Genomic DNA, 17,795 nt, shown 5'->3' with positions numbered 1-17,795 from the left:
AGTACCCCTAGGTTTTGCGCCTGCAAAGGTACGAATAAGTGAGCAGAATACAAAAGAAATTCGTTTCCTTTTGTATTTTCGAACGCAAGTACCTTGGACCGTTAAGGTCAAAGGTACGAATAAGTGAGTGAAAAGCAAAAGAAATCCAAAAATTTCTTTTGGTTTTCTGAACGCAAGTAGATTCATCAATCTGCCCGATTCTACAAAAATCATCAGAATATGTTTGGATGTTTTTATATGTATTTGTATCTTTGCAGAAAACTATAAAATATTATGGCAAGAAACAGAGAAGAATCATGGGATGCCATGTATCAATTGGCAGTAGCTTATGTCATGGAGCATCATCAGATGCCCGCCAAAAGCAACAAGGAGTATGCCAACATCTTGAACTGGTGGAAATACAATCGAAAGAAATATAACCAAGGAACGCTCAATAATAGTCATGCAGAAAAGCTGATAGAACTCAGTAAAATGCGGACGATACACGAACTACATTAATATATTGACGATGATGAAAACAAACAGAAGCCATCACTTACCTATGATTATCGCCATAGGCATGGCATTAAGCATCATTATTTCACTACAGGCCCTTGCTCAAAAGAAGAATCCGCCTCTGGTCTTTGCCCACGAAAACCAGCATCTGTCACTTATGCAGAAAGCATACTATAAAGAGCGTACATTGACAGCACAACCCTTGTTACCCAATCCTTTTCTGATGGACAACGGAAAGAAAGAGGTGAAACGCTACGGACAATGGGCACAGAGACGTGCCGAACTGTTGGCAAGTATTCAGAAATATGAAATCGGCATGAAGCCTGCGGTAAGCATGGACGATATTGATGCCCGCATGAACGGCGACACCCTTATCGTCGATGTACACGTGGACGGACAGACCCTGACTCTCTCGTCCGTCATTACTTATCCCAAAGGTGGTAAAGCACCCTATCCGCTCATCATCGGAGCCAGTCGCAACTCTATTCCTGCACAACTCTTCACAGCGCGCAATATCGCCTTGATGACCTTTAGAGAGAGTCAGGTGAACAACTACACCCAATGGGGGAAGCACGACAGTCGCGGTCTGTATCAATTCGACCGACTCTATCCTTCGCTAACAGCCAATGGGGCCTATAGTGAATGGGCATGGGGATTCAGCCGACTGCTTGACGGACTACAGAAACTCGGTCCAGAACAAACACACATCGACATGAAGCATATCGGAGTGACAGGATGCTCGTATGCTGGAAAAATGGCGCTGTTCTGTGGAGCCATGGACGAACGCGTGGCATTGATCATCGCACAAGAACCCGGAGGCGGAGGTGCTGCGTCATGGCGTGTATCGCGCACCATAGGTAAGGTGGAAACACTCGACCGTACAGACTACAACTGGTTTTTGGAATCAATGAAGACAACATTCGCTGAAGAACGTGTAGATCTGTTGCCTCACGACCACCACGAACTCATTGCCCTGTGCTGCCCACGTGCCGTATTACTTTTAGGCAATCCTGACTACGAATGGCTGGCTGATCCTTCCATGTATGTTTCTGCAGAAGCTGCCATCATGGTTTGGCAGCGTTTCGGTATTGCCGACCGCATCGGTTATTCCATCGTACCGGGACATGACCATTGCCAATTGCCCGAATCACAATATCCGGAAGTCGTTGCCTTCATAGAACGTTTCCTCTTGGGCAAGAGCGACACACCTACCACAATACGTATTGCGCCGGCAGACTATCAACAGAAATACGATGTGAAACGATGGGTCAACTGGTAGAGCGTATGAATAAAAAAGCTATTGTGATAGGAGCCACCTCCGGTATCGGACGCGAAGTGGCTTTACAACTGGCAGAAAAAGGATGGCTGGTAGGCATTGCCGGTCGGCGCACAGACCTTTTAAGAGAGGTGCAACGTCAGGCGCCAGAAGGTCGCATCGCTTGTCTCCGACAGATAGATATTACCAAGGATGATGCCTCTGACCTTCTGCAGGAGATGATCAGCGAGATGGGAGGCATGGATCTCTATTTCCACAGTTCGGGTATCGGTTGGCAGAACACCACGCTCGATATTGACAAGGAGCTGCAAACCGTAGCCACCAATGGTATGGGCTTTGTGCGGATGGTAGCTACTGCCTACCGGTGGATGGTAGGAAACCATAAGAAAGGACACATCGCCTGTATCACCTCGATAGCAGGAACCAAAGGACTGGGAGCCGCCCCTGCCTATTCTTCTACCAAGCGTTTCCAAAACCATTATATAGAATGTCTCTCCCAACAGGCGCGAATGCGTCATCTGCCTATCCTGTTCACAGACATCCGACCGGGTTTTGTAAAGACCGACCTCATTGCTGGCAATCATTATCCCCTACAGCTTGATGCCCATCGGGTGGCAAAAGCCATTGTCGATGCGATAGAAAGGGAAAAGGCTATCAAAGTTATCGACTGGCGTTATGCCATCCTTGTATTCTTTTGGCGCCTCATTCCCCATTGGCTTTGGACTCGCATGAAGATTGGGTAAGTGCCAAAACAACCATTTTTCTCTATATAAAAAAAACAACGTTTTCGTTAAGCCAAATGAGCAGAATAAAGCTCGCTTTAATTCTGCCATGGCGAGAAAACGAAGGAAAAATCCAACGTTTTCGTTAAGCCAAATGAGCAAAATAAAGCTCGCTTTAATTCTGCCATGGCGAGAAAACGAAGGAGAAATCCAACGTTTTCGTTAAGCCAAATGAGCAAAATAAAGCTCGCTTTAATTCTGCCATGGCGAGAAAACGAAGGAGAAATCCAACGTTTTCGTTAATCCAAGTGAGCAGAGATAAGCTTGCTGAAGATAGGCGGCACCTCGGAAATAAAAGAAAAACAAGGTTTTTCTTTGTATTTCACTCGGTTTGCACTATCTTTGTAGCGGTAAAACAAAAACAATATGAAGAAAATTTTAACTTTGGCCCTAATGGCCATATCACTGGGCGCATACGCACAGGAAGATGTGTATAAAGTGCAGATGGATGCCATCGATGCACAGGGTGAACAAGTAATGAAAGAGTATCGTGCACTACGCGAGAAAGACCCTAAAGGGGAACTGCCGGAGACTAAAGCACGCATCGTACAGTTGTCAAACCAGATGGACTCACTCAGCGGAGTACAACTCAAACTGGTACGTACCATCATCCGCGACAATAAAAACAATACGATTCCTGCCAAATACATCCTCAGCGCCATGTACGACTTCGACTATAATGAGTTGAAGAGTATTCTCGATCCTACTGCTGCCTACTACAACTGCCCGGAACTCGACCGTCCCAAGAAACTCTTGGCGGGTATGGAGAAAAGAGCACCTGGCAAGAAATTTACTGATCTGCAGATGAACGACACAGACGACCGCTATGCTCCATTGAGCCAATGGGTAGGAAAAGGTCAGTATGTATTAGTGGATTTCTGGGCTTCATGGTGCGGTCCCTGCCGACAGGAAATGCCTAATCTGGTTGCCAACTATGAGAAATACCACGACAAAGGATTTGAGATTGTGGGTGTTTCCTTCGACCAAAAGAAAGAGGCTTGGGTGGAAGGCATTCAGAAACTCGGTATGAAATGGCCACAGATCAGCGACCTCAAAGGTTGGAAGTGTGCTGCAAGTGAGGTTTATGGTGTAGCAAGCATCCCTTCCAACATACTGGTTGACCCCAACGGCATCATCGTTGCCATGGATCTTCGCGGTGAGAAGGTTGGCGAGAAACTCAAGGAAATCTACGGAGAATAAACTACCGCTTATAAATATAATATGGGCTTTACAGCAAACAAACCTGCTGCAAAGCCCATATTTATTTCTTTATATCGCAATGCTGTCTATGCCTGACTCAACAACCAAGCCATATAACCGAGGAAGCCTGCGGTAAGCACACCACCTTCCCAGCGTGCCACCGTATATCGAGTACGCGCAAAAAACCATACCAGAGCGACCGATACCAAGGTCATCAGCAGATCTATCATCGTGATACCGTTAATCTGCATCGGACAGATAAGAGCTGTCACACCAAGTATCATCAGTACATTGAACACATTACTGCCAATAACATTTCCGATCGCCATGGCAGAACGGCCTTTACGGGCTGCCACTACACTCGTTGCCAGTTCGGGCAACGAAGTACCGCCAGCCACAATCGTCAGTCCGATGACACTCTCACCTACTCCCAACGAAGTGGCAATACGCGATGCGGCACCGACAAACCAATCACTACCGAATACCAAGGCTGCCAAACCGACCACCACATAGATGATGCTCAACCATACCGATTGCGCCTTCACCTGTGCTGTTTCCGAATCATCGGCTTTGGCATGCTTCAACGTATAATACATGAATAGGACATAGCCCACCAGCAACATCACACCATCCAAGCGACCGATAGTGTGTCCGGTGATGGTCCACGACAGTTGCCCGTCAATACATGCCAACACCAATAGTACCGATGCAATTACGGCAAACGGGATGTCTTTATGTACCGTAGAACGGCTGATGACCATCGGGGCTACCATGGCGGCACAGCCCACAATAAGCATCGCATTCATAATATTCGAACCGACCACATTACCCACCGCCAAATCGGGGGTGCCCTTCAATGCCGATACCAGACTGACAAAGAGTTCGGGTGCCGACGTACCAGCAGCCACAATGGTCAGACCAATGACAATTTCTGAAACATGCAGCCGACGGGCTAATGCCGAAGCACCTTCTGTCAGTCGGTCTGCTCCTGCCAATACAACAGAAATGCCGATAATCACGATAATGATGTCGAGTATCATAAAAACTATTTCTTGATCTCTAAAAGACTATTCTTCGTCATCCCAATCGAAATCATCGAAGCCCTCAAGCGACGGTCCGATAAAATCATCGAGCGCACGACGTTCCTTCTTCGTAGGACGACCTGTGCCACGGGCACGATCCACAAAACCGCTGATGCGGTTCATCTCCAGCAGTTCATACTGATCGGGAGTTGTCACATTCTCATAAATCTCAGGCAAGAGTTTGGCACCGACACGCTGCTCAATGGTTTTGAGAACCTTGAAAGAATAGGTGACGGGAGGCTTACGCACACTTACCGTCTCACCAACCTTCACCATACGTGAAGGCTTCACGTTGACACCACCGATAGTGACACGACCATTCTTGATGGCGTCAGCGGCAATGCTGCGTGTCTTGAAGATTCGTGCAGCCCACAGCCATTTGTCTATACGTGCCAGTTCAGCCATTCTGCTTCACTCCTTTCCCCAGCTTGTTATACTGGTTCATAGTGATGTCAATACCCGCCAACACAAAGCTGCGGATAATCTCCACACCAAGGTCGATAGCCGGCTGAAGCGTCTTCATATCGTCGTCACTATAGCGTCCTAACACATAATCCACCTGCATGCCTTGCGGATAATCGTTGCCGATTCCCATGCGCAAACGGGCATACTGCTGTCCGATGAGTTGCTGGATATGTCCCAATCCGTTATGTCCGCCATTAGAACCATTGGCTTTCAGTCGGAAATGTCCAAGTGGCAGAGCAACATCGTCGCTGATGACGAGCAAACGGCTCTGGTCGATATTCTCTTTGTTGAGCCAATAGCGCACGGCATTACCGCTAAGATTCATATAAGTGGTAGGTTTCAGCAGAAATACCTTACGGCCTTTGATAGAAACCTCTGCCACATACCCATAACGCTTGTCCTCAAAAACAATATTGGACGCTTTAGCAAAAGCGTCCAATACCATAAATCCAGTATTGTGGCGGGTCATATCGTATTCACTACCGACATTGCCCAAACCGACAATCAAGTATTTGTCCATGCTCTATGCAGTCAGATTATTCTGCAGTGGCAGCAGCCGAGCGAGATGCACGGGTAGCCTTAACAGAGCAAACGATAACCTCTTTTGGAGTGGCGATCTCAAGACCTTCGAAGCTGAGGGCAGCCACCTTGATGCTCTTACCGAGCTCGAGGTTTGTAACATCGATGTTCAGAATTTCAGGAATCTGCTGATAAGGAGCGGTAACGTTGATCTTGCGGATCTGGAGCTGAAGCTTACCACCATCGCGCACACCCTGGGCCAGACCGTTGAGCTTAACGGGAATACCTACAGTGATGTTCTTGGTGTCGTTCACCTCGTAGAAGTCTGCGTGAAGCAGAGCATCGGTTGTTGGGTGGAACTGAAGCTCCTTGATGATAGCCTTGTGCTCTTCACCGTCGATGTTCAGCACTACTACATATACATGAGGAGTATAAACTACCTTGCGGAGTTCTGCCATAGAAGCTACAAATGAGAATGCTACGGGAAGTCCGTTCTCATCTTTCTTCTCACCATACAAATTACAGGGTACGAGTCCTTCTTTGCGAAGCTGTTTAGAGGCTTTTTTGCCCAAATCGGTGCGCTTCTGACCGTTTACGTTGATTTCTTTCATAATAATAAATGTGTTACTCTAAATTAAGTTGTTTTTGCTTAATTCACCATCACACGAAGCGAAAAAGCGGTGCAAAGGTACGAAAAATTTGTGAAATGCCCATAACATCCACTACTTTTTTACATTATTTCATCGCTTTTCTTGCACGAGAATGGATTTCTTTGTATTTTTGCACTTGATAAGAGTATCAAAATAATTATTTTCAACAGATTTATGATTAATCGGGAATTAATAAGAATCAAGACCGTTCAGTTAACCTATGCCTATTATCAAAACGGCAGCAAGAACATTGAATCGGCAGAGAAGGAACTTCTTTTCAGCCTCTCCAAGGCCTACGATATGTATGCCTATCTGCTGGCGCTCATTGTTGGCATTACAAAAGAGTCGCGCAGACATTTGGAGGTTGCCCAGGCGAGGGCACAGCGCGAAGGCACAGAAATGCCATCACAGAAGTTCGCTTACAACCGTTTTGCACTGCAGCTTGAAGAGAACAAGATGCTCAACGAGCTGATGGAAACACAGAAGAAATCGTGGAACGACAATCCCGAATTTCTTAAAAAGTTGTATCTTCAGATTACGGAAAGTCAGATTTACCACGATTATATGACTGACGAGCAAGACGATTACGCTGCTGACCGCGAGGTGTGGCGTAAGATTTATCGTACGTTCATTCAGAATAATGACGACCTTGATGCCCTGCTTGAAGAAGAGAGTCTTTACTGGAACGACGACAAGGACATCGTTGACACCTTCGTACTGAAGACCATCAAGCGTTTCGACGAAAAGAAGAAAGCCAGTCAGGAGTTGCTGCCAGAATACGACAGCGAGGAAGACAAGGACTATGCACGCAAGCTGTTCCGCTATGCCATCCTCAATGCCGATGAATATCAGCATCTCATGAGCGAAGCTTCCATCAACTGGGACTTCTCCCGTCTGGCCTATATGGACATCATCATCATGCAGGTGGCCATTGCAGAGATGCTATCCTTCCCCAGCATTCCCATCAACGTTACCATCAACGAGTTTGTAGAGATTGCCAAGGCCTACTCTACCCCACGCAGTGGCAGTTACATCAATGGTATGCTCGACAACATTGCCCATCATCTCATTGAAACAGGACGTTTGCTCAAGCGCATTGACTACAGAAACGATAAGATTACACAATAAAAACAATATTAACGACTATGACACAGATTATCCTCGCCGCACAAGCCGGTGGTGCCCAGGGTGGCAGCATGAGTTTTATCATTATGATGGTGGCTATCTTTGCCATCATGTATTTCTTCATGATTCGCCCTCAGCAGAAGCAACGCAAGAAGATTCAGCAGTTTCAGAACTCTCTGGCCGAAGGTCAAGAAGTTGTAACCGGCGGTGGCATATATGGCAAAGTGAAGCGCGTTGACCTGGCAACAGGCATCATCGAAGTGGAGATTGCCCATGGTGTAGTTATCAAAGTTGATAAAAACTTTGTATATGACAATGTGGCTGCTACCATGCAGACCGCTCAAAAATAACATCCGGCATTCATGCCGCGACTATTAAGTCAGCATTTTGAATCCACAACACCTGACACGGATCACCAGACGTTTCTTGTTCAGCACCATGAGCAAGCAACTTCTGGTGTTTCTGTTTTTTCTTTTTCTATCGGGAGCTTTCTGGCTTATTCTCACTCTCAATGAGACCTACGAACAGGAAGTGAAGGTTCTCATACGCATCAAGGGAGTCCCTCGCAATGCCGTACTCACCTCGTCTGAGACAGATACCATCCGCGTCACCTTACGCGACAAGGGTTGGGTCATCATGGGCTATCTTTACAACCACACCACAATGGTCAATATTCCCTTCAAGACCTATGACCGAGGGCAAGGAAAAGGAGCGGTTAGCAGCAGTGAACTCAAACGCCTCATCGAACTACAACTGGAATCGTCCACCTCTATTATCAGCATGAAGCCCGACAGGGTGGATTTCAGTTATAACAACGGTGAGCGCAAGCGTGTACCGGTAAGATGGGCTGGCCGTGTCATTCCCGAACAGCTTTATTTCATCTCACATGTGCAATATTGGCCCGACAGTGTTGACGTTTATGCCTCAAGCGAGAAACTCGACAGCATTCGTGCCATGTTCACCGAGCCGCTCAACTATGCAGGATTCCGCGACACTTTGATGGTTGACTGCCGGTTGGCACATATTAAAGATGTGAAGGTTGTACCTGAATATGTGCGCATCGGATTCTTTACCGATGTCCTCACCGAAGAGAGTATCGATGGTGTAACCATTCAAGCCATCAACATGCCGAAGGGTAAAGTGTTGCGCACCTTCCCGCAAAAGGTCAAGGTGAACTTCATCACGGGTGTCAACCAGTTCAGGTCGTTGCGCCCAGAGGACTTCACCGTTGTGGCAGACTACCAGGAAATCATGCAGCATCCGTCTGACAAGTGTAACATCTACCTGCGCAATGTGCCTCATGGCATCAGTCGCGCCACTCTCGAAATGAAACAGGTGGATTATCTCATCGAAGAAGAATGAAGATAGGTATCACAGGAGGAATCGGAACAGGTAAGAGTTACGTGTGTCGCCTGCTCAAACAGCGTGGCATCGAGGTTTACGACTGCGACGAGGCTGCCAAACGCCTCATTCGCACCTCACCTATTATATATAAAGGACTCTGCCAACTCATCGGCCCCGATGCTTTTCTCTGTCAGACCGACAAAGACGAACACACGCTCAACAAGGCTGCCGTGACGCGTTTCCTCTTGCAGAGCGATACCCATGCGCAAGCCATCAACGACATCGTCCATCCTGCCGTATTCCGCGATTTCGAGGAGAGCGGCATCCAGTGGATGGAGAGTGCCATCCTCTTCGAATCAGGCATCAACCGCTTGGTCGATAAGGTTGTCATGGTGAGTGCTCCCGATGAGGTGCGCATCAACCGAGTCATGTCACGCGACCACATCAGCAGGGAGAAGGTGATGCAGTGGATGCAACGCCAATGGTCTCAGGAAAAAGTGCGGCAGCTGTCTGACTTCGAGATTGTCAACGACGGCATACAGCCCCTCGAACCACAAATAGAAACAATTATCAAACAATTAGCATACAAATCATGAAACAGACTATTTTAGCCATCTCGGGCAAACCGGGACTTTACAAACTCGTGTCACGCGGCAACAACAGCCTCATCGTTGAGGCACTCGATGCGACACATAAGCGCATGCCTGCTTTCGGCAACGACCGTATCACATCACTGGCCGACATCGCCATGTTTACCGAAACAGACGATGTGCCCTTGATGACCATCCTCGCCTCACTGCGTGATTTGGAAGGTGGCAAGGAGTCAAGCCTCAACTACAAGAAGGCAAGTCCTGCCGAACTCCATGAGTATTTCACCAAGGTGTTGCCTGAATGGGATCGCGACCGCGTTCACAACAGCGACATCAAAAAGCTCATTCAGTGGTACAACATCCTTGTAAAAGCTGGTGTTACCGACTTTGAAGAGGAGATGGTTCCCACAGAGGGTGACAATATCGACGACCGCAAAGCAGAATAATCCTGTCGTCAATATCCCCCATAAGAAAGGTGCAGACCAATAATAATGGCCTGCACCTTTTCTTGTATTGTTGAAAACAGTTGATGTTAGAATCTGCGTGGACCGCCGAAACCTCCACCAGGACCATGTCCGGGACCACCAAAGCCAGGACCGCGCATGCCTCGACGGTTATCATGTGGACCGCGCATGCTCGACTTGCCTCCGAAGATATTCAGCCTGTATGATGCGGTCAGCATGGCATAGTTGGTAATGGCGTTGTATTCCGTATCAGCACGCTGCATGGCATTGACCGTGCGGCTGAAGGTAGATTGCTGATGAAGGATGTCGTAGAGCTGGAGTGACACGGTGAGTGCGTTGCCACGGAGGAACGACTGCGAGAGTTGTGCATTCCATATCAGTTCGTTGGTATTCATCGACGAGTCGCTGAAACCACGACGACTGTTCATATTGAGTCCTGACGACAGTTGCGTACCCCATGGTGCGGTCAGCATCAAACTGGCACCATAGGAGAAGGTCCATGTGTCGAGGTTGTTGTTGGCCTGCAGTTTACTGCGAGCGTGCATATAACTGAGTGAACCGTTGAGTTCAAATTCCAACCAATCGTTGCGGTAGCTGGCAGCAATGCGTTCGCTGAGATTCGTAGTGCGAGTGGTTGACTTCTGTGAGTCTGCCTTATCCACACTGACATATCCTACACTGTTGCTGTAGTTCACCGTCGTGAAGGTGTTCACATTGAAATAGGCAGCAGTATCGATTGCGGTATTGAACATAAACATACCGAAGGCATTCCAGTTGCCGTTGATATTCTCAGGCCGTGTGGTTCGTCCACCGGTTGTCTTATCGTAGGTCACCATATTGGAGATGGAGTTGTCGGTAGTTGAAAACATCAGATGCGCCATAATGCTACGCTGATGATTCTGGATATAGTTGTTGTAGAAGAGACGGAAATTTTGGGTAAACGATGGTTTCAGTCCTGGGTTACCCTTCTTGACGTTGAGTGGATTGCTGTCATCGGTAATATCGAGCAGATCGGTCATTGAAGGCTGACTGGTATTTCCGCGGTAGGTGAAGCGCAACTGACTCAACTTCGAAATCTTCCAACGGAAATCGGCTGTCGGGGTGACATTGGTCACCGTACGGGTGGTATCAGTATGTACGCTCTGATAGTCCTGCACGAAGTGTGACTTCTGTGGCACTACCTGCACACCCACATTGAAATTATAGTCTTTTTTTATCACGCGCAACATGACATCGGCTGTGTGGATGTAGTTTTTATATTCCGAATAACGGCTGAGCTTATTGTCGCGATAGTTGTCGAGCGAGGCATTGCCCAGGAGCGAGAGGTAACTGTCCCACTGGCGGTAGTCTGCATCGACATCAAAGAAGTTGGCATTGATATTGCTGAGGTCGTAAGTACCACGGTCGCTCTTCGAGTATTTATACTGATACTGGTAACTGAACTGCAAATAAGTTTTGGGCAGGATAGGTTCGCTGTAGAGAGCCTTGATACTGTAGTTCCAGTTGGTAGTGGGAGTCACGGCGTATCTGTTGGCTTGATAGGTTGAGTCGCTACCCGCACTATTAAGCAGTTGGAAATACTCCACCATACTGTTGGTAAACGATTTGCTCATGCCGTCACCATAGTTACCGCCCAGGGTCAAGGTCACGTTGCGGCCGTTGGCACTCAGCTTGCGGTTCATCTGCAATTTTGCACCAGCATTTTTCGAGTCGCTATAACTGAGCGAGTTGTCGTTGTTACGGTTTTTGACGAGTCCGTCGTTGCGCATGGCTTCCACCAGTTCATCATTGTTGAGGGGGTCGTTGCCATAGGTATAGGGGTCTTCATCAAAGGTCAGCGAATAACCTTTGCTGAGTCCGTCGTTGGAACCATAGGTGAAGTGCGGACGAAACATGATATTGGTCATGCTGTCGGGAGTCCATTCCAAACGCATGCGTACATCCCAGTTGTTGGATCGTGTATAGTTCTGGTTACGGCTGTTGCCAAAGGTAGAGGCTGTTCCGCTTAGGAAGTTTTCGGTTGATTTCAACACATAGGTATCACCGTCGCTGTGGTTCCAGCGCACACTACCGTCGAGAATCAGCTTATCGGGAATCTCATAGTTGAGGTTGAAGCCCACCATCTTGGTAGCTGTCAGTCCCTGTCGTCCACCGCCGAAGCGTCCACCGCCACCGCCGGGGAATCCCATATCGTTTACATTGTTAGCACTCATCATACCGAAGGCCTTAAGGTCTTTGCTCTGCGTACCGCCAAAGGCACGGTTGCTGTAACGGTCTTTCGTACCAGCCCCGAGATTCACGTTGAGCATCTGTCCGTGGTTCATGCCCTTCTTCACACCGAAGTCGAGCACGGTTTCCTCTTCGCCATCATCAATACCTGTCACACGCGCCTGGTCACTCTTCTGATCGTATGCCCGCACACGTTCTACAATAGAGGTGGGCAGATTCTTCATGGCTGTCTTGGTGTCACCTGTCATAAACTCCTTACCGTCGATCAGTATTTTTTTCACCTCCTTACCGTTGATGGTAATCTTACCAGAGTCGTCAACCTGTGCACCAGGGAGGCGACGCACGAGTTCTTCCACTACCGATCCTTCTGGAGTGCGGTATGCTGATGCATTATATACAAAGGTGTCGGCCTTGACAGTCACCTTGGCTGCATGTCCGGTAACGGTGGCTCCTTTCAGCATAATAGCATCGGGCGAAAGGGCAATAGTGCCCAAAGCCACATTCTTGTCGGCTGTCACATTGATGCGCTTGGTATAGGTTTTAAATCCCACACAGGTCACCTGAATAATATATCGGCCTGTGGCTGGTGCTTTCAGCGAGAACTGTCCATTCAAATCAGTCAACACACCTTTCACCATCGTACTGTCTGTCTTCAACAGGCGTACGGTGGTCTGTGCCACTGGATCCTGCGAGTCGTTTTCAATCACTTTACCCGTAATGGAGCGCTGCGCCATGGCTATTATGGCAATGGTCAACGTCATCAGGGTCATTAGGAATCTCTTTTTCATTTTCTATAGGTAACGTTTTAAGTTCAATCTGGGGTTTTTGACGCTTAAATCGCCAAAGAGTTTAACCCAAAAAACAGGAAAAATGCCCATTTCGTCAATTATCTATAATTTTTATAGACGAAATTGCAAATTTTATACTAATTTTGCAGACAGAAATGAAACAACAGAAGGTTATCATATCACAAAACATTCGGAAAGCACTCGACGAAGCTGTAGCGGCATGTAGCCACGACCGTCTTTTGGTGCTTGTTGATGAAACAACGCTCAAAGCATGTTGGCCTCTGGTCTGCCAATGTCCGTCGATGCACGATGCACAGTTGATCACCATCGGCTGTACCGACACTCACAAGACGCTCGATACCCTATCCTTTGTTTGGAGCGAAATGCAACGCCTTGGTGCCACACGCCATTCGCTGATGGTCAATCTGGGTGGTGGCATGGTCACCGATTTAGGTGGGTTTGCTGCTTCCACATTCAAGCGCGGCATTGCTTATATCAACATCCCCACTACCCTGCTCTCTATGGTCGATGCCAGTGTTGGCGGCAAGACGGGCATCAATTTCGGAGGATTGAAAAATGAAATCGGTGTATTCAACAATGCCTGTTGTGTCATCCTCGATACTGAATTTCTGCACACCATGGATCGGGAGAATATTCTCTCTGGCTATGCGGAGATGTTGAAACACGGACTGATTTCCACCAAAGAACGCTGGAGTCAGTTGGTTTGCTTCGCCCCTGTCACCTCGCACATCACCAGTGAAATGGTGGCTGATAATGTGAGTGTGAAGCAACACATCGTGACGGAAGATCCCACAGAGCACGGCATCCGCAAAGCACTCAACCTCGGACATACGGCAGGACATGCTTTCGAATCGTTGGCATTGGAGCGCCAGCCTATTCTTCACGGCTATGCGGTAGCATACGGACTGATTGTGGAGTTGTATCTCTGTTGTGTCAAGACTGGATTTCCCACCGACATCATGCGTCAGACCGTGGCATTCATCAAGGAGAACTACGGACGGATGGCAATCACCTGCGACGACTATCCTCGACTGATAGAATTGATGCACCACGACAAGAAGAATGTGGGCAACACCATCAACTTCACGCTTTTGGGCCATGTGGGCGACATCCGCATCGACCAAACAGCTACTGAAGACGAAATCAAAGAGGCACTCGATTTCTATCGTGAGTGCTGAACCGATATACCCATCATGATGCTTTGGCATCATTTCGTTCTACTACCTATTTATAATACTAACAACCGAAAAGAGGGACGAATCCGTGAGGACACGTCCCCCTTATGTTTTCAGTCCTTTTATATTCTGATTGATGATCTGTGATTATTGAGTGTCATCCATGCATTCCGTGTGCAACCGCCATTTGTTCAGCTTCGGCACGTGCAGGTTTGCCGGTCGCAGTCTGAGGCAGATGTGCTACGGTGAAGATGCTTCGTGGTTGCCAATAGCGAGGCAGATGATTACGACAAATGTTGCGAAGGCCTTCCCTGTCATCACTCTCCGTCAGCATGACCACCTGTTGCCCCAATACCGGATGGGGTGCACGGGTTATCATCAACGGCACATCGGTATAAGCATGCAACAACCGCTCCACCTCTTCCATCTGAATCTTGATGCCACCCGAACATATCACATTATCGCGCCTGCCAAGAATACGGAAACATCCGTCAGCACGCAGTTCCACGATATCGTTGGTCACGAGCACTCCCTCATGTACGGCAGGAGCATCTATCGTCAAACAACCTTCGGCGGTAACCGACAGACCGACACCTTCAAAGGGTTTGTACCATTCCGACCGTTGCGGCCCGTTGAGCCGGCGGAGGGCGATATGCGACAACGTCTCGGTCATTCCGTAGGTGCTCCATACGGCATGTGGGAAATCTCGGAGCTGTGCAGCCAATTGATCATCGATAGATCCACCGCCGATAATCAGTTGCCGAATATCCATGATCCGTTGCCGTTGTTCATCATTCTTCAGCGATTGGCACACCTGCAGGGGCACCATGGCAGCAAAGTCAATCTGCTGTAGTGATGGAGGCAAGAGGGCAAGAGGATGGCTGCTGGGTTCTACCGTTGTCAGCCGCAGTTGACTCACCAGCGACCTGACCACCATCATCTTGCCGGCTATATAGTCGAGTGGCAGACAGAGCAATGCGGTGTCTCCTGCTTTCAGTCCGAGGAAACGGCAGGTAATACGTGCCGACGCTTCCATGCGTCGTTTCTCCACCCATAGGGGTTTGGGGTTCCCTGTCGATCCACTGGTGTGTACGAGCAGGGTGTCACAGTCGTTGTGCCATTCCTCCAAAAACTCTTCTATCTGCATCGCCATAGTTTGTCATCCTTGATGGTCAGCGGCATGGGTATATTATCCGTAAAGAGTTGGCCGGTGCCCAGTCCTTGGGGCATGCGGATGGCAGAACCATAGATATCGGCTGTGAGTTGGGCAATGGCGTCAAGACCGACATTACTCTCCAATGCTGAGGTTATCCAACTGCCTATTCCCATATCGCGAGCTGTCTCTACCCACTCTCTTACTCCCATCATACCGCCATGCAATGAGGGTTTCAATACGATATAAGCGGGACGGATGATGTTGAGCATCTGTCGTTTTTGGTCTCTGTCGTTCACACCGATGAGTTCTTCATCGAGTGCGATGGGCAATGGTGAGTTGCGACAGAGTTCTGCCATGAAGCTCCACTGCCCGGCACGAATGGGCTGTTCGATGGAGTGGATTGCATATTGCGCTAAGAGTTCCATGCGGTAGAGTGCATCTTCAAAGTCAAATGCTCCGTTGGCATCGACACGCAGCTCCACCTCCCGATGGCTGTATCTGTTGCGTATGCGCTTCACGAGTTCGAGTTCATCCTCAAAGCGGATGGCACCAATCTTGAGTTTCACGCAGTGGAATCCCTGGTCGAGTTTCTGGTCGAGCCGTTGGGTCATCTCTTCGAAATTGCCCATCCATACCAGTCCGTTGATGGTGATTCCCTCTTCTCCCCTGCTGAATGGGGTGTCGAAGATGATGTCACCCGCTTGCAGATGGAGCATGGCGGTTTCCAGTCCGAAGAGCATCGAGGGATAGTCGCGCAGGAGTTCTGGGTCGAAACATCCCGTCTGTTCTATCTGGTCGCAGAAGCGGCGCAACAGTTGGGCGTAGTCTGAACGGTCGTCACAACTGAGTTGGGGTAGCGGAGCACATTCTCCCACGCCCTGACGATTGCCATCGGTGACGGTCACAAACCACGACCGACGGTCGGTATAGATGCCTCGTGATGTTCCGGCAGGCTGTCGGAAATGGAGCACCCGCTCTTCCAAGTCTATCTTATACATTGCTGATCAGGGGATTTGAGGGTATTTGTCAAAATCGGGTTTGCGCTTCTCCAAGAATGCCTTGCCACCCTCTTGTGCTTCATCGAGGAAGTAGTAGAGCATGGTAGCATCGCCTGCCAACTGCTGAATACCGGCTTGTCCGTCGAGTTCGGCATTGAGTCCGGCTTTGATCATGCGCAAAGCAATGGGTGAACGTTCCATCATCTCTTCTGCCCATGCCACACACTCGTCTTCCAGTTGGTCGAATGGCACGACCTTGTTGACCATGCCCATACGTTCTGCCTCCTGGGCTGAATACTGGCGACAGAGAAACCATATCTCGCGGGCCTTCTTCTGTCCCACCATTCGTGCGAGGTAGGATGCACCGAAGCCGGCGTCAAAGGATCCGACCTTAGGACCAGTCTGTCCGAAGATGGCATTCTCCGATGCGATGGTCAGGTCGCACACCAGATGGAGCACATGACCGCCGCCGATAGCATAGCCGTTGACCATGGCAATAACGGGTTTGGGCAGTCGGCGTATCTGCATCTGCACATCGAGGACACTCAGTCTGGGCACGCCTTCTTCGTCAATATATCCTCCACGGCCTTTCACATGCATATCGCCTCCCGAACAGAATGCTTTGTCGCCGGCACCGGTGAGCAGTACGACGCGGATGCGCTGCAGTTCACGACAGATGGCGAAGGCCTGACTCAGTTCGAGGGTAGTCTTTGGTGTGAAGGCGTTGCGGTACCGTGGTCTGTTGATGGTAATCTTGGCAATGCCGTTGTATTCTTCGAAGAGGATCTCTTCAAACGCTCTGATGGGTTTCCATTGTCTTGTTGTCATAGTCTGTTTCTTTACTCGTTTATTATCATTTTGGAGTTCCATTTTCATCCTTCGTTTTCATCCTTCGTTTTTCGCTTCATTCCCACATCGTTGGTTTCTCCTTTTCAGTTCCCATGTTCCTCCCATTTTGTCCCATCTTGCCCGCCTGATTCTGGGATTTAATGCGGATTCACTGGTGACTTACTGAGGAGTTGCCCACGTCTGTGTGCGGACGGAATGTTCAGTGCGATGAGTGATTCTCTCTTGGACTCCGGTGCAAAGGTACGAAAAAAAACAATAGGTTGTTCCACTTGTCGCCAACTTGTGATGGAAATGTCCGTCACCTTGTTACATTTCTCTGTGTATCAATGCGTTACAAAGCCTAATTTTGGAGTGTAAATCTTAGTGGTTATTGTATATTGCTGAATATTAGGCAGTTAGGTGGAGCACTATACGTATATTGGCTTGAACCTGTGGTAAAATCATGGGTATGCTGTTAGACGCTGTAATAGAAATGAACCATAGTGTTAGAGCGCCAACTGCGTTTTACAGTTTTACAGTTTTACAGTTTTACAGTTTTTATAAACGGTTTCTGACTTTCGAGCCGATTTTTTATATATATTATATAT

At 48.5% G+C, this 17,795-nt stretch carries 18 protein-coding genes; 10 read left to right on the top strand and 8 right to left on the bottom strand.

Going from position 1 to position 17,795, the window contains the following annotated elements:
• Positions 1-273: 273 nt before the first annotated feature.
• The 4 genes from CIK88_RS01405 (at position 274) to CIK88_RS01390 (ending at position 3,753) form a co-directional block, all read left to right on the top strand.
• Positions 274-498: a helicase associated domain-containing protein gene (locus CIK88_RS01405; protein ID WP_094390887.1), complete on the top strand. Its 225-nt coding sequence runs from the start codon at positions 274-276 to the stop codon at positions 496-498.
• A gap of 10 nt (positions 499-508) precedes the next feature.
• The gene (locus tag CIK88_RS01400) at positions 509-1,774 is read left to right on the top strand and encodes a S9 family peptidase (RefSeq protein ID WP_254046822.1); all 1,266 of its coding nucleotides are present in this window, start codon (positions 509-511) and stop codon (positions 1,772-1,774) included.
• Positions 1,759-2,514, top strand: a complete 756-nt coding sequence (locus CIK88_RS01395) for an SDR family oxidoreductase (RefSeq protein WP_254046279.1) — start codon at positions 1,759-1,761, stop codon at positions 2,512-2,514. Before CIK88_RS01400 ends, CIK88_RS01395 begins: the two co-directional genes overlap by 16 nt.
• 405 nt (positions 2,515-2,919) lie before the next feature.
• On the top strand, positions 2,920-3,753 hold the full coding sequence (locus CIK88_RS01390; protein WP_094390886.1) for a TlpA disulfide reductase family protein: 834 nt from the start codon (positions 2,920-2,922) through the stop codon (positions 3,751-3,753).
• Positions 3,754-3,839: 86 nt separating this feature from the next.
• Here CIK88_RS01390 and CIK88_RS01385 read toward each other — a convergent pair whose 3' ends face one another.
• The 4 genes from CIK88_RS01385 to CIK88_RS01370 are packed head-to-tail and all read right to left on the bottom strand — an operon-like array spanning position 3,840 to position 6,430.
• Positions 3,840-4,793, bottom strand: coding sequence for a calcium/sodium antiporter (locus tag CIK88_RS01385; protein WP_094390885.1), 954 nt, complete (start codon positions 4,791-4,793; stop codon positions 3,840-3,842).
• Between the two features lie 27 nt (positions 4,794-4,820).
• The gene (locus CIK88_RS01380) at positions 4,821-5,240 is read right to left on the bottom strand and encodes an RNA-binding S4 domain-containing protein (protein WP_058322667.1); all 420 of its coding nucleotides are present in this window, start codon (positions 5,238-5,240) and stop codon (positions 4,821-4,823) included.
• Positions 5,233-5,820 (bottom strand): aminoacyl-tRNA hydrolase, encoded by a 588-nt coding sequence (gene pth / locus CIK88_RS01375; protein WP_094434055.1) that lies wholly within the window; start codon positions 5,818-5,820, stop codon positions 5,233-5,235. Before pth ends, CIK88_RS01380 begins: the two co-directional genes overlap by 8 nt.
• Before the next feature lie 16 nt (positions 5,821-5,836).
• On the bottom strand, positions 5,837-6,430 hold the full coding sequence (locus CIK88_RS01370) for a 50S ribosomal protein L25/general stress protein Ctc (protein ID WP_094390883.1): 594 nt from the start codon (positions 6,428-6,430) through the stop codon (positions 5,837-5,839).
• Positions 6,431-6,643: 213 nt separating this feature from the next.
• Here CIK88_RS01370 and nusB point away from each other — a divergent pair, with 213 nt between their 5' ends.
• The 5 genes from nusB to CIK88_RS01345 all read left to right on the top strand — a co-directional run bounded on the left by nusB (position 6,644) and on the right by CIK88_RS01345 (position 9,974).
• Positions 6,644-7,597 (top strand): transcription antitermination factor NusB, encoded by a 954-nt coding sequence (gene nusB, locus CIK88_RS01365; protein WP_094434054.1) that lies wholly within the window; start codon positions 6,644-6,646, stop codon positions 7,595-7,597.
• A 17-nt stretch (positions 7,598-7,614) separates the two neighbouring features.
• Positions 7,615-7,944, top strand: coding sequence for a preprotein translocase subunit YajC (gene yajC, locus CIK88_RS01360; RefSeq protein ID WP_094390881.1), 330 nt, complete (start codon positions 7,615-7,617; stop codon positions 7,942-7,944).
• 88 nt (positions 7,945-8,032) lie between these two features.
• Positions 8,033-8,956 carry a hypothetical protein gene (locus CIK88_RS01355; RefSeq protein ID WP_094434110.1) on the top strand — a complete coding sequence of 308 codons (924 nt, stop codon included), beginning with the start codon at positions 8,033-8,035 and terminating at the stop codon, positions 8,954-8,956.
• Complete coding sequence (coaE, locus tag CIK88_RS01350; protein WP_094390880.1) at positions 8,953-9,534, top strand: dephospho-CoA kinase; 582 nt, start codon at positions 8,953-8,955, stop codon at positions 9,532-9,534. Before CIK88_RS01355 ends, coaE begins: the two co-directional genes overlap by 4 nt.
• On the top strand, positions 9,531-9,974 hold the full coding sequence (locus CIK88_RS01345; protein ID WP_094434053.1) for a DUF5606 domain-containing protein: 444 nt from the start codon (positions 9,531-9,533) through the stop codon (positions 9,972-9,974). The genes coaE and CIK88_RS01345 overlap by 4 nt, the downstream gene beginning before the upstream one ends.
• 86 nt (positions 9,975-10,060) lie before the next feature.
• Here CIK88_RS01345 and CIK88_RS01340 read toward each other — a convergent pair whose 3' ends face one another.
• Positions 10,061-13,009, bottom strand: coding sequence for a TonB-dependent receptor (locus CIK88_RS01340; RefSeq protein WP_173815639.1), 2,949 nt, complete (start codon positions 13,007-13,009; stop codon positions 10,061-10,063).
• 155 nt (positions 13,010-13,164) lie between these two features.
• On the opposite strand from CIK88_RS01340, the gene CIK88_RS01335 reads away from it, so the two are divergent.
• A complete protein-coding gene (locus tag CIK88_RS01335; RefSeq protein ID WP_094390877.1) occupies positions 13,165-14,208 on the top strand; it encodes a 3-dehydroquinate synthase family protein in 1,044 nt (347 codons plus the stop codon).
• Between the two features lie 154 nt (positions 14,209-14,362).
• Here the strand turns inward: CIK88_RS01335 and CIK88_RS01330 are convergent, their stop codons facing one another.
• The 3 genes from CIK88_RS01330 to menB are packed head-to-tail and all read right to left on the bottom strand — an operon-like array spanning position 14,363 to position 17,187.
• On the bottom strand, positions 14,363-15,352 hold the full coding sequence (locus CIK88_RS01330) for an AMP-binding protein (RefSeq protein WP_094434052.1): 990 nt from the start codon (positions 15,350-15,352) through the stop codon (positions 14,363-14,365).
• Positions 15,343-16,359: an o-succinylbenzoate synthase gene (gene menC, locus CIK88_RS01325; protein WP_094434051.1), complete on the bottom strand. Its 1,017-nt coding sequence runs from the start codon at positions 16,357-16,359 to the stop codon at positions 15,343-15,345. The genes CIK88_RS01330 and menC overlap by 10 nt, the downstream gene beginning before the upstream one ends.
• 6 nt (positions 16,360-16,365) lie before the next feature.
• Entirely contained in the window at positions 16,366-17,187 is an 822-nt protein-coding gene (gene menB / locus CIK88_RS01320; RefSeq protein ID WP_094390898.1) for a 1,4-dihydroxy-2-naphthoyl-CoA synthase, read from the bottom strand.
• Positions 17,188-17,795 lie beyond the last annotated feature (608 nt).

Origin of the sequence: Prevotella sp. P5-50, from assembly GCF_002251295.1 — a bacterium.
GTDB lineage: Bacteria > Bacteroidota > Bacteroidia > Bacteroidales > Bacteroidaceae > Prevotella.
This window is presented reverse-complemented; position numbering and strand designations above follow the sequence as displayed.

Coding starts and splice junctions, on each gene's coding strand:
- CIK88_RS01405 (WP_094390887.1), top strand. CDS start 274: ATGGCAAGAAACAGAGAAGAATCATGGGATGCCATGTATCAATTGGCA.
- CIK88_RS01400 (WP_254046822.1), top strand. CDS start 509: ATGATGAAAACAAACAGAAGCCATCACTTACCTATGATTATCGCCATA.
- CIK88_RS01395 (WP_254046279.1), top strand. CDS start 1,759: ATGGGTCAACTGGTAGAGCGTATGAATAAAAAAGCTATTGTGATAGGA.
- CIK88_RS01390 (WP_094390886.1), top strand. CDS start 2,920: ATGAAGAAAATTTTAACTTTGGCCCTAATGGCCATATCACTGGGCGCA.
- CIK88_RS01385 (WP_094390885.1), bottom strand. CDS start 4,793: ATGATACTCGACATCATTATCGTGATTATCGGCATTTCTGTTGTATTG.
- CIK88_RS01380 (WP_058322667.1), bottom strand. CDS start 5,240: ATGGCTGAACTGGCACGTATAGACAAATGGCTGTGGGCTGCACGAATC.
- pth (WP_094434055.1), bottom strand. CDS start 5,820: ATGGACAAATACTTGATTGTCGGTTTGGGCAATGTCGGTAGTGAATAC.
- CIK88_RS01370 (WP_094390883.1), bottom strand. CDS start 6,430: ATGAAAGAAATCAACGTAAACGGTCAGAAGCGCACCGATTTGGGCAAA.
- nusB (WP_094434054.1), top strand. CDS start 6,644: ATGATTAATCGGGAATTAATAAGAATCAAGACCGTTCAGTTAACCTAT.
- yajC (WP_094390881.1), top strand. CDS start 7,615: ATGACACAGATTATCCTCGCCGCACAAGCCGGTGGTGCCCAGGGTGGC.
- CIK88_RS01355 (WP_094434110.1), top strand. CDS start 8,033: ATGAGCAAGCAACTTCTGGTGTTTCTGTTTTTTCTTTTTCTATCGGGA.
- coaE (WP_094390880.1), top strand. CDS start 8,953: ATGAAGATAGGTATCACAGGAGGAATCGGAACAGGTAAGAGTTACGTG.
- CIK88_RS01345 (WP_094434053.1), top strand. CDS start 9,531: ATGAAACAGACTATTTTAGCCATCTCGGGCAAACCGGGACTTTACAAA.
- CIK88_RS01340 (WP_173815639.1), bottom strand. CDS start 13,009: ATGAAAAAGAGATTCCTAATGACCCTGATGACGTTGACCATTGCCATA.
- CIK88_RS01335 (WP_094390877.1), top strand. CDS start 13,165: ATGAAACAACAGAAGGTTATCATATCACAAAACATTCGGAAAGCACTC.
- CIK88_RS01330 (WP_094434052.1), bottom strand. CDS start 15,352: ATGCAGATAGAAGAGTTTTTGGAGGAATGGCACAACGACTGTGACACC.
- menC (WP_094434051.1), bottom strand. CDS start 16,359: ATGTATAAGATAGACTTGGAAGAGCGGGTGCTCCATTTCCGACAGCCT.
- menB (WP_094390898.1), bottom strand. CDS start 17,187: ATGACAACAAGACAATGGAAACCCATCAGAGCGTTTGAAGAGATCCTC.